Here is a 13,194-nt window from a genome sequence, read left to right as displayed (position 1 = left end):
CTTCAAAAGAAAAGCCCGCAGGCTCATGACGGTGCATGGCTGCGGGCAGAGCAGCAAATTTGCGTTATACAGTAACACTAAAAAATGCCGGAGTTTAAGCCCCGGCAGTTTAAAGATCTGTCTAGCTCGCGCATCTCGCCTGTTTCATGATGAAGTTGAGGCAGATTCAGCTTGTCGGCCCAGACGCGACAACAGCAGTCGATCCAGCAACCACACCACCACCAGCGAAGCCCCCACCAGCGGAAACACCACCGCCAGCACCAGCATGATCGCCACCCCGGTTTTCCACTTCGGCAGATCGTGACGCAGAGGCGGCACGCCGAACTTGCCCTGTGGTCGGCGCTTCCACCAGATCACCACGCCGCTGACGGCGCTGAGCAGGATCATCAGGCAGATCAACAACACAATGATCTGGTTGAAGGTGCCGAACATCTTGCCTTCGTGGAGCATCACGCCGATTTCGGTAGCCCGGGCAACAGCGCCGTATTGCTCGAAGCGCACATCGGCCAAAACTTTGCCGGTGTACTGATCGACGTGCAGGGTCGCGTCGTTACGTGGGTCGTCGGCGAATACGGCGATGGTGAACACGCCGGTCGCAGTAGTCGGCAGGGTGATGCTGTAGCCCGGCTCGACCTTGCGCTCAACGGCAATGTTCTGCACGTCCTGCAGGCGGATGGTCGGTGCAGCGGGGCCGTGTTGCATGCCGCCGTGGGCCATGTGTTCGGCGTGGTCGCCGGACATCGGCATTGGGGTGTTTTCCATCGCCCACGGTACGGTCTGGCGCGCGGCGTTGTTGAGGCTGCCGGCCTCGACGTCGGAGGTCGGCACGTTGTCCCACATCGCCGCCGGGAACACGTTCCACACCTGGGCATATTGCTTGCCCCAGAAGCCGGTCCAGGTCATGCCGCTGAGCAGCATCACCAGCAGCAATGCGGCGCCCCAGAAGCCGGTGACCGCATGCAAGTCACGCCACAGCACGCGGCCGCGACTGCTCAGGCGTGGCCACAGAATCCCCGCTGCCTGACCTCGCGGCCACCACAGGAAAACCCCGGACACCACCAGCACCACGCCCCAGCCGGCGGCCATTTCGATCAATCGGTCACCGACGGTGCCGATCATCAGTTCGCCGTGAATCGCCCGGGCGATGGCTTGCAGGTTCTGCTTGGCATCCTGCTCGCCGAGGATGTCGCCGTGGTAGGGATCGACGAACACGTTCAGCTCATGGCCGGCATTGGCCACGACAAACTGCGCGCTGCGCTCGGCATTCACCGGTGGCAGGTACTGAGTAACCTGGCCCTGTGGATAAGCGCTTTTGACCTTTTGCAGCAAGTCATCGGCCGGCACGGTGTGATGCCCGGCGGGGACGTTCAGCAGGCTGCTGTACATCAGCGAATCGAGCTGCGGCTTGAACAGGTAAATGATGCCGGTCAGGGCCAGCATCACCATGAATGGCGCGACGAACAATCCGGCATAAAAATGCCAACGCCAGGCCAGGTTGTAGAAATTCGGTTTGGGCTGTTTCATCACGTGTGCTCCGCTTGGCTTGGATCTTCTAGTTGTCTGTTGCCGCCCGCTCCCTGAAGGGAGCGAGCGCCCTTCAGGGTTAGAAACTCATGTCCACCTTGGTCCAGAGCGTGCGCCCCGGTTCATTGATCGCTTGCGGGTCGTTCGCCGGGTAGCCGAACCCGGCGTTGCCCGCCAGGTTCAGGTGTTCGGCGTAAGCCTTGCCGAACAGGTTGTCGACGCCGGTACTGACCTTCCAGTTTTTGTTGATCCGGTAGGCACCGTTGAGCGAGAACACGCCGAAGCCTGAACTCTTGTCGTAATCCTTGCCGACCACGTTGCCCTTGTTCTGGTCGATACGGTTTTGCGCGGCGACCACTCTCCACAGTGCGCCGGCGCTCCAGTTGTCTTCGGTATAGGTCAGGCCGAAGCGCGCATCCAGCGGCGGCATCTGCGGCAGAGCCTTGCCGTCGCTGCTGTTCTTGCCCCAGGCGTAGGCCAGGGTCGCATCGGCTTTCCAGTTGTCGGTGAGTTTGTAAGCGGCACCGAGTTCACCGCCCATGATCCGCGCGTCGATGTTCTCGGCGCGGGAAGTGCTCATGCCCATCATCCCCGGGGTGTAATCGAACAGGATGTAATCGCGCACCACGCCGATGTAGCCCGAGGCCCAGGCTTCGAGGTCGGCGTCCTTGTAGTTCACGCCGAAGTCGAGCTGAGTGGTTTTTTCCGGTTTGATCGAATCGAACGCATTGACCGAACCCGCCGGGCCGGACTTGGGCGAAAACAGCTCCCAGTAATCCGGAAAGCGCTGAGCGTGGCCGAGGCCGGCGTAGAGCGTGGTCGGGCTGTCGGCCAGATCATGCTCGTAACGGACGAAGCCGCTCGGCAGGGTGTCGGCACGGGTATCGCCGGCAGTCGGGTTTGGCCGGGACATCATTCCCGAGCCGGTGGTCTGGCGGAAATCCCTGGCCGAGGCGCGGTCGACCCGGGCACCGGTGATCAGCCGGTCGCGGTCGGCGGCGTACCAGGTCATTTCGCTGAACACCCCATAGTTATGGAAGTCGGCGTCCTTGGTGAACGGCTGATCCTTGTAGGTATCGATACCCATGCCGCTGCGCTGACGGTGTTCGTTGGTCTGCGCATCGAGGCCGGTGATCAGCTGGATATCGGCCCAGCGCCAGGTCGCCTTGATCCGCGCGCCGAGGGTGCGACGGTCGACGTTGGACGCCATGGGACCTGCCATCATCCCGGTGCCGGATGGCGTGCGCAGGGTGTAGTTGTCCATCACGTGGTCGGCGTAGTTGTAGTAGACCTGCGCTTCGAGCTTCTCTAGCACATCGGTGATGTTGGATTTCTCGACGCGCAGACCGAGGCTTTCGCGCAGGAATTGCGAGCCGTCCATGCCGCGTCCGGCGTAGCGTGCTTCGCCGTCGCCCTTGCCGGCGGTGAGTTCGATCAGCGTGTCGGCGTCCGGGGTCCAGCCCAGCGCCACGTCGCCGTTCCACTTGTCATAGCGCGAGGCAACGATGTCGTTGTTGCCGTCGCGGTAGTCGTCGGAGTGCGCGGTGTTGCCGATCACCCGCACGTAGCCCAGCGAGCCGCCGGCCGCCGCATCGACGACCTTGTCGAAGCGTCCGTGGGAGCCGGCCAGCACGCTGGCGTTTACCCGGGTGCCGAGCTCGCCGAAGCTTTCCGGCTCGCGGTCGAACAGGATCGTGCCGGCCGACGCGCCCGGTCCGTAGAGCACGGTTTGCGGGCCTTTGATCACGGTGAGTTTGTCGTAGGTCTCGGGCGAGATGTACGAGGTCGGCGCGTCCATCCGGCCGGGGCAGGCGCCGAGCATCATGCTGCCGTTGGTGAGGATGTTCAGGCGCGAACCGAACATGCCACGCAGCACCGGATCACCGTTGGTGCCGCCGTTGCGCACCAGGGCGAAGCCGGGAATGGTCTTCAAATAGTCGCCGCCGTCGCTGGCCGGCACCGGTTGGCGCGGGTCTTTCGGGTTGGTGACGATGGTCAGCGGCGAGCTCGGGGCGATGGCGGTGATCACCGTCGGGCTCAGTTCGTCAGTGTGGCCGGCGTGTTCGTCGGCGTGGACCAGCGGGGACAGCAGGACGCCGCAAAGGACGGCGGTAGCGTGCCTGAAACGAACGCGGGATTCGTTCAGGGCAAAGGACGCCGGGGCAGAAGCCGGGCGTGGGACAGCAGAAAACCTGGACATGACAATTTCCATCAAACAGTCGTAAACGACACGGCCGGCAGCCTGAGGCTGTCTTCTCAACCGTGTGCAATCAGAGGTGGGTGTTTACGCTGCGACGGGCGGGGCGCGGGTGCGGGCGCCGGGGAAGAAAGTCTGCCGGGCATGGCCCAGACGCGGGGAAGGTGGGGTGAAGGTGTTGACGAGCGGAATGCTGAAAGTGGCGAAGCTGCCGCCGCCGGTCAGCGCCGGGCAATTGAACAGCAGGCTGCAATAACCGCATTTTTCCCACAGCACATGGTGCGAGGATTGCGGCGGGCAGTGTTCGGTGGTGGGCTGCGCGGTGTGCCCGGAGTGATCCATCCCCGCCATGTCCATCGACATATCCATGCTCATCGGCATGGAGGTCGAGGCGTGCTGATCCATCGGCATCGACTGGGAAATCAGCGGGCCGATGAAGATCATCAACATGGCGAACAGGGCGATCCAGCTGCCGCGGGTCAGGTGTTCAGTCTGACGGCGTTGCAGGGAGGGCCTGGCGCTCAGGGGGCGCATGGGCGGAGTCTGCCGGAACGGTTACTGGGCGTGCGCGTGGGCTTGCGTGGCTTCCGGCGGCTTCTTCTGCACGGCGACTTCGACGGTCACGTCACCGGCCTTTTCGAAGTGCAGGGTCAGCGGGAAGCGCTTGCCGTCGGTCAGCAGACTGCGGTCAGTCGGATTCATCAGCATCACGTGATAGGCCATCGGCGCAAAGGTCACGTTTCCGCCAGCCGGGATGGCCACGTTCGGCACCTGTTGCATCTTCATCAGATCGCCCTGCATCACGTGCTCGTGCAGTTCCGCTGTCGGGGCGATGGGCGAGTCGACGCTGAGCAGGCGGTCAGCCGTCTTGCCACCGTTTTGAATGATGAAATACGCGGCAACGGTCGGCGCGTTCGGTGGCAGTTCCTGCGACCACGGGTGGGCGATTTCCAGCTCGCCGGCCTTGTATTCGTGGGCATGGGCGAAGCACGCAGGCAGCAACAGCGCAGCGATGACGATGAATTTGTTCAACATGGCAGTTCTCCAGAACGATTTGAAACGCAGGTCAAATGCGGGAACAAATCAAACCAGAGGAGAGGCGCGGGGATTGAGGCTCGGCCATTGCTGGCGAGGTGTCGGAGTCTGCAGCACGGCGGGCGCCACGCTGCGATTGCTTTCGTATCGGGCGAAATACAGCTGCGGCGAATGCCCCGGCAACGCCACCACCGGCGCCGATCCGGAACAGCACCAGCAATGCTGCATGGTCGAATGATTGTCACCGCTCTGCGGCGCTTTCTGATCGAGGCTGCCGATGTCGATCGCCACCATCTTCGTCCCGCTGCCGGTGCAGAAACTGCTCCACAGCAACTGCTCGGCCGGCGTTTGCGCCGCCTGCGCCATCGCTCCCGTCAACGGCATGGCGAGCATGTTGAACAGCACTGCAAAGCAGGCGATCCAGGCAAATGCGAGCCGGTGTCGGTTCATGGGACAGATCCGTAGGGTGGGCGATCAGGCGCGGCTATTTAGCCTGATCAGGGCCGATAAGTAAAAAAGCGTCGTGCGGTTTGGTGTCGCAGCGCTCTTTCAAGAGAGTGTAGCGGCTCGAATTTGCATTGCATGGGACTTGCATCAACAACTGAAGCTATCGCGAGAGGAAAAAGCTCCGTCCCGATCAAGGTTTTTCAAGAGCCGAGATGACGTCATCAACCGTCCAAAACTCCCGATCAACCCCCGCCAACTCCGGTCGATTCAACACCATCACCGGCACCCCAAGCTCCCGTGCCACTTCCAGTTTCGGCTCGGTTGCGGTGCTGCCGCTGTTCTTGCTGATCAGCACGTCGATCTGCCGGCGTTCGAACAGGGCCCGCTCATCTTCCAGCAGAAACGGCCCACGGGCGCCGATGACTTCGCAGCGTTCGTTGCCGGGGTAGACGTCGAGGGCGCGCAGGGTCCAGAACTGGTGCGCAGGGATTTCGTCGAGATGTTGCAGCGGTTCGCGGCCAAGGGTGAACAGGGGGCGGCGGAAGGGTTCGAGGGCGTTGATCAGTTCGGCCCAGTCGGCGACTTCGCGCCAGTCATCGCCCGGCTGTGGTTGCCACGCGGGGCGGCGCAGGGCCCAGCAGCGGATGCCGGTGAGTTGCGCAGCGGTGGCGGCGTTCTGGCTGATCTGTGCGGCGTAGGGATGGGTCGCGTCGAGCAGCAGATCGATGCCTTCGTCGCGAATGAACTGCGCCAGACCTTCGGCGCCACCGTAGCCGCCGACGCGCACCTGACACGTAAGATCGGTCGGCACCCGGCCGACGCCGGCCAGGCTGTAAATGTGTTCCGGTCCCAAAGTGCGCGCGATGGCCAGCGCTTCAGTCACGCCGCCGAGCAACAAGATCCGCTTCATACAAAGGCTCCCGCATGACCAACGATGCCGCCCTGACGATCAATCGCAAACACTTCGACCTGCACCTGAGCCGGCACCACGCTACGGGCGAATTCCAGAGCATGGCGGCAAACCTCATCACCGAGGGCAACACCCGCCGCACTGGCCATCGCCAACGCCTGCTGACTGGTGTTCGCTCCGCGAATGGCTTGCTGCAAGGTGTCGTCGGCGCCAATCGCCGTCGCCCATTCGGCCAGTTGCGGCAGGTCGATGCTCGAATGGCGCGAGTGCAGGTCCATGTGCCCGGCCGCCAGTTTGCTGATCTTGCCGAAGCCGCCGCACAGGCTGAGTTTATCCACAGGCACTTTGCGCAGATGCTTGAGCACGGCGCCGACGAAGTCGCCCATTTCGATCAGGGCGATTTCCGGCAGGTCGTAGACCCGGCGCATGGTGTCTTCGCTGGCGTTACCGGTGCAGGCGGCGATGTGCAGGTAGCCGTTGGTTTTCGCCACGTCGATGCCTTGATGGATCGAAGCGATATAGGCCGCGCAGGAAAACGGCCGGACGATGCCGCTGGTGCCGAGGATCGACAGCCCGCCGAGAATGCCCAGACGCGGGTTCATGGTTTTCAGCGCCAGGGCTTCGCCACCCTCGACATTGACCGTCACCTCGAAGCCGCCACGATAGCCGGTTTCTTCGGCGAGCAGCGTCAGGTGATCGCTGATCATCTTGCGCGGCACCGGATTGATCGCCGGCTCGCCGACGCCCAGCACCAGCCCTGGGCGAGTGACGGTGCCGACACCTTTACCGGCAATGAAGCGGATACCCGGCTCGGCCATCAGGTGCACGCGGGAGTAGAGCAGGGCGCCGTGAGTCACGTCCGGATCATCGCCCGCATCTTTGATCGTCCCGGCTTCAGCGCCGTCATCAGTCAGTCGGCAGAACTCCAGGCGCATCTGCACCTGCTTGCCCTTGGGCAAGACGATCTGCACGGCGTCCGCCACCACTCCGCCGAGCAGCAGGCGCGCGGCGGCAAGGCTGGTTGCCGTGGCGCAGCTGCCGGTGGTCAGGCCGCTGCGCAGGGGCGCGGGTTGTTCGGCGGTTTCGTCACGCATCGAGGGGTTTGACCAGATCGAGCAGAGTGATCGGCAGGGCCTGGCGCCAAGTGTCGAACTCGCCCAGCGGCTGGGCTTGAGCGATGTGGATGCGGGTCAGCTCACCGCCGTGGCGTTCGCGCCAGCTCATCAAGGTCATTTCGCTTTGCAGGGTCACGGCGTTGGCGACCAGTCGGCCGCCGGGTTTGAGTTGTTCCCAGCAGGTGTCGAGCACGCCTTCGCGGGTCACGCCGCCGCCGATGAAAATCGCATCCGGACGCTCCAGCCCGGCGAGCGCCTGCGGGGCACTGCCGCGAACCAGTTGCAGACCGGGAACGCCCAAGGCGTCGCGGTTGTGTTCGATCAACTGTTGCCGACCGTCATCGGCTTCGATAGCCAGTGCGCGACAGCTCGGGTGCGCGCGCATCCACTCGATGCCGATCGAGCCGCTGCCGGCGCCGACGTCCCACAGCAATTCGCCCGGTGTCGGGGCGAGGCGGGCGAGGGTGATCGCGCGCACGTCGCGCTTGGTCAGCTGGCCGTCATGCTGGAAGGCCGAGTCCGGCAGGCCGGCGAGACGCGACAGGCGCGGTGTCTGCGGATCGGCCAGGCACTCGATGGCGATCACGTTGAGGTCGGCAATGAGCGGGTCATTCCAGTCGTTGGCGATGCCGTCGATCCGGCGTTCAGCGTCGCCGCCCAGATGTTCCAGAACACTCAGGCGACTGGCGCCGAATCCACGCTCGCGCAGCAATGCCGCAACGGCGGCCGGGCTTTGTCCGTCATTGCTCAGCAACAACAGGCGCACGCCGCTAAACAGTTGTGCGTTGAGGGCCGCAAGCGGGCGAGCCATCAGCGACAACACACTGACATCCTGCAGCGGCCAGCCCAGTCGGGCCGCCGCCAGCGAGCACGAAGACGGCGCCGGCAAAACCAGCATCTCGGCCCCCGGCACCTGCCGCGCCAGACTCGCGCCAACGCCGTAGAACATCGGATCACCGCTGGCCAGCACGCACACGGCTTCACCGCGACGCTCGAGCACCGGAGCCAGGGAAAACGGGCTCGGCCACAGCTGGCGTTCGCCACGGATGCACACCGGCAACAGATCCAGCTGACGCTGACCGCCGATGATCCGTGAAGCGCCCATCAAGGCGCGCCGGGCATTCTTGCCCAGGCCCTTGAAGCCGTCTTCACCGATTCCTACTACTGTCAGCCAGGGTGACATCTGTAGCCCCTCAAAAAAGTGTCCGCAAACGCGCCGTTCCGACGGGCAGACTTTTCATGCCGTCGGACAAAGCAGGCATAATACCGCGCCTTCGCCCGCGAAGCGCCTTTCCCACAGAGCTGCCAGCCCTTGAACGAACGTCCGATGTCCAATGCCATACGCCCCTCGGCCTGTCCGGGGTTGCTGCGTATCGTCCAGGCGCTGGATGGCGGGATCTGCCGGATCAAGCTCGATGGCGGTTCGATCACGGCTGATCAGGCCGATGCGGTGGCCAACGCCGCCGAGCGGTTTGCCGGCGGGGCGATCGAGGCGACCAACCGGGGCAATCTGCAGATTCGCGGGATCGGCGAGCAGTCCGCCGCGCTGATCGACAGCCTGCTGGCTGCCGGTCTCGGGCCGCAAACCGCAGCGGGCGACGATGTGCGCAACCTGATGCTCAGCCCGGCCGCCGGCATCGACCCGCAGATGCGTTTCGATACTCGGCCACTGGCCGGGCAGATCCTCGAAACCCTGCAAAGCCATCCGCGCTTCCACGAGCTGAGCGCCAAGTTCGCCGTGCAATTGGATGGCGGTGAAGCGCTGACGATGCTCGAACATCCTCATGACCTGTGGTTGTCGGCATTCGAAGATCGCGGCGATACGCTGTTGGCATTCGGCCTGGCGGGTTGCCCGACGGATCGACCGCTGGCTGCCGTGGCGCTTGCGGGCGGACATGCGCTGGTGGTGGCGGTGCTGGAGTTGTTCCTCGAACTGGCCCGTCCGGAGCAGGCGCGGATGCGCCATCTGCTGGATGAATACCCGGCGCCGGTGTTTCTGGAAAAACTCGCTCAGCGAATCAACCTGAAAGCCGCCGCTGATTGGCAGCGCGAAGCCGGACCGCAAGGTTTGCACCTCGGCATCCACCCTCAGCAATCGTCCGGTCAGGTCTATGTCGGTGCCGCACCGACGCTCGGCCGCCTCGATCCGGACATGCTGCGTGGCGCCGCACAACTGGCCAGAACCTTCGGCGATGGCAGCCTGCGCTTCACCCCTTGGCAGAGTCTGTTGCTGCCCAATGTGCGTGAAACCGATGCGGTTCAATTGCTCGACGAATTGGGCAAGCTGAACTTGCTGACCCGCATCGAAGATCCTTTGGCGCACCTGATCGCCTGCACCGGCGCCAACGGTTGCGGCAAAGGCCTGGCCGACACGAAACACGATGCCCGCCTGCTGGCTACGCTGTTGCCACATGCCGTTGATGTGCACCTGTCCGGCTGCCCGCGTTCCTGCGCCGCCGCACATCGGGCTGCGGTGACTTTGCTGGCGGTCGGCCCCGGTCACTACGATCTCTATTTTCGCGATGCAGCGCTGCCGGGTTTCGGTGCGCTGCACGCTCACAACCTTACTATCGAAGCGGCCGCGACCCTGCTCGCCGCCCGCTCACGGAGCCCCCTTGATGCTTGATTACATCCGCGACGGTCAGGAGATCTATCGCAACTCCTTCGCGATCATTCGCAGCGAGGCCAACCTCGCGCGCATCCCGGCCGACCTGGAAAAACTCGCCGTGCGGGTGATCCATGCCTGCGGCATGGTCGAGGCCATCGACGGGCTGCAATTCTCCGAAGGCGCCGGCAAGGCCGGGCGCGATGCGCTGGCCGCCGGCGCGCCGATCCTGTGCGATGCGCGGATGGTTTCCGAGGGCGTGACCCGTGCGCGCCTGCCGGCCAACAACCAAGTGATCTGTACCCTGCGCGATGACAGCGTGCCGGAGCTGGCGCGCGAACTGGGCAACACTCGTTCGGCAGCGGCTCTGGAACTGTGGCGTCCGCATCTGGAAGGCAGCGTGGTGGTGATCGGCAACGCGCCGACCGCGCTGTTCTATCTGCTGGAAATGCTCGACGCCGGCGCCCCGAAACCGGCGCTGATCCTCGGCTTCCCGGTGGGCTTCGTCGGCGCTGCCGAATCCAAGGCCGAGTTGGCCGCCAACAGCCGTGGTGTGCCGTTCGTGATCATGCAGGGCCGCCTCGGCGGCAGCGCCATGGCCGCCGCTGCGGTCAATGCCCTCGCCACGGAGATCGAATGATGCAGGCTAAAGGACGTTTGATTGGCCTGGGCGTCGGCCCCGGTGATCCGGAACTGATTACCGTCAAGGCCCTGCGCCTGCTGCGCGAGTCGCCAGTGGTGGCGTATTTCGTGGCCAAGGGCAAGAAGGGCAACGCGTTCGGCATCATCGAAGCGCACCTGCAGGGCGCGCAGAACCTGCTGCCGCTGGTGTACCCGGTGACCACCGAAGTGTTGCCGGCGCCGCTGTCCTACGAACAGGTGATCAGCGATTTCTACGATGACGCGGCAGAGGAAGTGGCCGCGCATCTGGATGCCGGCCGCGACGTGGCGGTGATCTGCGAGGGTGATCCGTTCTTCTACGGCTCCTACATGTACCTGCATGATCGCCTCGCCAGCCGTTACGAAGCCGAAGTGGTCCCGGGCGTCTGCTCGATGCTCGGCGGCGCTTCGGTGCTGGGCGCGCCGCTGGTGTATCGCAATCAGAGCCTGTCGGTGCTGTCCGGTGTGCTGCCTCATGATGAACTCAAGCGCCGTCTGGCCGATGCCGACGCGGCGGTGATCATGAAGCTGGGGCGCAACTTCCCGAAAGTGCGCGACGTGTTGGCAGAGCTGGGTCTGGCCGAACGTGCGCTGTACGTCGAGCGCGCGACCATGGCCAACCAGAAGATCGTGCCGCTGGATGAGGTCGAGCCGATGTCATCGCCGTACTTCTCGCTGATCATTGTTCCCGGCGAACGGTGGCAAGGCTGATGACCCATTCCACACCGGCCATCGTCATTCTCGGCCAGGGCGCGCTGGCCACGGCCCGTCGCCTTCAGCAGGTCTATCCGGCCGCGCAGATACACGGCCTCTCCGGACGTGTCGAAGGGGCTGATCTGACTTACAGCGACTTTGGCGCGACCCTGCGCGAGCTGTATCAACAGGACACGCCGATCATTGCCTTGTGCGCGGCCGGCATTGTCATTCGCACGCTGGCGCCGCTGTTGCTGGAGAAAGGCGTCGAGCCCCCGGTGCTCGCCGTGGCTGAAGACGGCAGCGCCGTGGTGCCGCTGCTCGGCGGCCTCGGCGGGGTGAACGTCATGGCCCGCGAGATCGCAGCAGCACTTGAAGTCGCAGCGGCGATCACCACCAGCGGCGAGTTGCGCTTCGGCACCTGCCTGCTCAACCCGCCCGGCGGTTATGCCCTCGGCGATCTCGAACAGGGCAAGCGCTTCGTGTCCGATCTGCTCGCCGGCCACAGCGTGCGCATCGACGGCGCTGCGCCGTGGCTTGAGCAAGCGCAACTGCCAGAAGATCCACAGGCACAGCGCTCGATTCATGTGGGCAGCGATGCCCGCGCGGCGAGCGCCAGTGAGTTGCTGATTTATCCGCGTAGCGTGGCGGCGGCGGTCGGTGCCGATGTGGCCGACTTGCCGGATGCGATTCGCGATGCGTTGCAGCAGGCCGGTGTGGCGATTCAATCGCTGGCCTGTCTGGTGGCGGCTGACGTTCAGATGGCCAGCCCGGCATTGCGGGAAGCCGCTCTTGAACTGGCAGTGCCGCTTCGCTTTGTCGCGCCAGCGGGTGACATCGGTGAGCTGGCTCGCGATGCAGTCCCCGGTGCCCGGATCATCACAACATCCCACGACATTTCCATCGCCGTGGCCGAACAGCCGCTGGATGTTTCGCAGATCGGTCGTCCGCGCGGACGTCTGGCCGTCATCGGCCTCGGTCCGGGCGCGGCAGAACTGATGGTGCCGGCGGTGAAAGCCGAACTGGCCCGGGCCACTGACGTGCTGGGTTACGAAACCTATGTGCGCATGGCCGGCCCGTTCCGCGACGATCAGGTGCAGCATTGCACCGACAACCGCGAAGAAATGCAGCGTGCCCGTCACGCCTTCCGGTTGGCCGCTGAGGGTCGTTCGGTGATCGTGGTTTCGTCCGGCGATCCGGGCGTGTTCGCCATGGCGGCGGCAGTACTCGAAGCGTTGCACGAGTCGACGGATCCGGCGTGGCACAGCGTCGATCTGGCAATCCTGCCGGGTGTGTCTGCCTCGCTCGCCACCGCCGCTCAGGCCGGTGCACCGCTGGGCCACGACTTCTGCGTGATGTCGCTGTCGGACAACCTCAAGCCGTGGTCGATCATCGAAAAACGTCTGGATCTGGCCGCCGAGGCGGATCTGGCATTGGCCTTCTACAACCCGATCTCCCGCGCCCGTCCGTGGCAACTGGGGCGAGCGCTGGAAATCGTCGCGCAGCACCGCACATCGCAAACGCCGGTGGTGCTGGGCCGAGATATCGGCCGGCCGGGTCAGACTTTGCGTGTGACGACGTTGGGTGCGCTGACCCCGGATCAGGTCGACATGCGCACGATGGTGCTGATCGGTTCTTCCACCACCTGCACTTTCCCTCGCACGCAAGGTGGGGAGTGGGTGTATACGCCGCGTTGGTATGGAGAAAAACCGATCAGTTGATCACGATGTAATTCCCATTTTTGCAACCACTTATTAATCAAGGCCGCGAACGGAAGTTTGCGGCCTTTTTTACTTGTAAGTTCTACGGATTGTATTTGATTGAGGTAAGAAAAGTTGAGTTGATGTTCTCGGATGTTTCGATTGAAATTGTTTGAATGGCTTCGCTTTTGTCTTTGTGAATGCGTTGTACTAGTTTGCTTGGAAGTTTTTATCTCTCGATTTTTCCACTGTTTCGGTTTGCCGGGAAAGCGTTGCTTTTTCGGCTGGGTGCATCTGTGCGCACATTG

Annotated in this window: 12 protein-coding genes; 4 read left to right on the top strand and 8 right to left on the bottom strand. The window is 63.7% G+C overall.

Features of this window, described 5'->3' with window-relative positions:
* Positions 1-144: 144 nt before the first annotated feature.
* The 8 genes from AC1Q9F_RS13160 to cbiE form a co-directional block, all read right to left on the bottom strand.
* On the bottom strand, positions 145-1,524 hold the full coding sequence (locus AC1Q9F_RS13160; RefSeq protein WP_085609228.1) for a PepSY-associated TM helix domain-containing protein: 1,380 nt from the start codon (positions 1,522-1,524) through the stop codon (positions 145-147).
* Between the two features lie 79 nt (positions 1,525-1,603).
* Positions 1,604-3,724 carry a TonB-dependent copper receptor gene (locus tag AC1Q9F_RS13155; protein ID WP_492620147.1) on the bottom strand — a complete coding sequence of 707 codons (2,121 nt, stop codon included), beginning with the start codon at positions 3,722-3,724 and terminating at the stop codon, positions 1,604-1,606.
* A gap of 84 nt (positions 3,725-3,808) precedes the next feature.
* On the bottom strand, positions 3,809-4,255 hold the full coding sequence (locus AC1Q9F_RS13150; protein WP_492620148.1) for a DUF2946 domain-containing protein: 447 nt from the start codon (positions 4,253-4,255) through the stop codon (positions 3,809-3,811).
* 21 nt (positions 4,256-4,276) lie between these two features.
* The gene (locus AC1Q9F_RS13145; RefSeq protein WP_492620149.1) at positions 4,277-4,756 is read right to left on the bottom strand and encodes a copper chaperone PCu(A)C; all 480 of its coding nucleotides are present in this window, start codon (positions 4,754-4,756) and stop codon (positions 4,277-4,279) included.
* A gap of 48 nt (positions 4,757-4,804) precedes the next feature.
* A complete protein-coding gene (locus tag AC1Q9F_RS13140) occupies positions 4,805-5,206 on the bottom strand; it encodes a DUF2946 domain-containing protein (RefSeq protein WP_249482517.1) in 402 nt (133 codons plus the stop codon).
* A 187-nt stretch (positions 5,207-5,393) separates the two neighbouring features.
* Complete coding sequence (locus tag AC1Q9F_RS13135; protein ID WP_492620150.1) at positions 5,394-6,113, bottom strand: cobalt-precorrin-6A reductase; 720 nt, start codon at positions 6,111-6,113, stop codon at positions 5,394-5,396.
* Positions 6,110-7,207 (bottom strand): cobalt-precorrin-5B (C(1))-methyltransferase, encoded by a 1,098-nt coding sequence (locus tag AC1Q9F_RS13130; RefSeq protein WP_492620151.1) that lies wholly within the window; start codon positions 7,205-7,207, stop codon positions 6,110-6,112. The genes AC1Q9F_RS13135 and AC1Q9F_RS13130 overlap by 4 nt, the downstream gene beginning before the upstream one ends.
* Positions 7,200-8,411 (bottom strand): precorrin-6y C5,15-methyltransferase (decarboxylating) subunit CbiE, encoded by a 1,212-nt coding sequence (gene cbiE / locus AC1Q9F_RS13125; protein ID WP_492620152.1) that lies wholly within the window; start codon positions 8,409-8,411, stop codon positions 7,200-7,202. The genes AC1Q9F_RS13130 and cbiE overlap by 8 nt, the downstream gene beginning before the upstream one ends.
* A 144-nt stretch (positions 8,412-8,555) precedes the next feature.
* Between cbiE and cobG the strand changes: the two genes are divergently transcribed.
* From cobG to cobJ, 4 genes are read left to right on the top strand one after another with little or no spacing between them, the layout of a single operon-like run.
* Positions 8,556-9,854, top strand: coding sequence for a precorrin-3B synthase (gene cobG, locus AC1Q9F_RS13120; protein WP_492620153.1), 1,299 nt, complete (start codon positions 8,556-8,558; stop codon positions 9,852-9,854).
* A complete protein-coding gene (locus AC1Q9F_RS13115) occupies positions 9,847-10,473 on the top strand; it encodes a precorrin-8X methylmutase (RefSeq protein WP_011332253.1) in 627 nt (208 codons plus the stop codon). Before cobG ends, AC1Q9F_RS13115 begins: the two co-directional genes overlap by 8 nt.
* Positions 10,470-11,204, top strand: a complete 735-nt coding sequence (locus AC1Q9F_RS13110) for a precorrin-2 C(20)-methyltransferase (protein ID WP_492620154.1) — start codon at positions 10,470-10,472, stop codon at positions 11,202-11,204. Before AC1Q9F_RS13115 ends, AC1Q9F_RS13110 begins: the two co-directional genes overlap by 4 nt.
* Complete coding sequence (gene cobJ, locus AC1Q9F_RS13105) at positions 11,204-12,907, top strand: precorrin-3B C(17)-methyltransferase (protein WP_492620155.1); 1,704 nt, start codon at positions 11,204-11,206, stop codon at positions 12,905-12,907. Before AC1Q9F_RS13110 ends, cobJ begins: the two co-directional genes overlap by 1 nt.
* Positions 12,908-13,194 lie beyond the last annotated feature (287 nt).

The sequence above is a fragment of the Pseudomonas sp. GW823-FHT04A03 genome (assembly GCF_058796615.1).
This window is presented reverse-complemented; position numbering and strand designations above follow the sequence as displayed.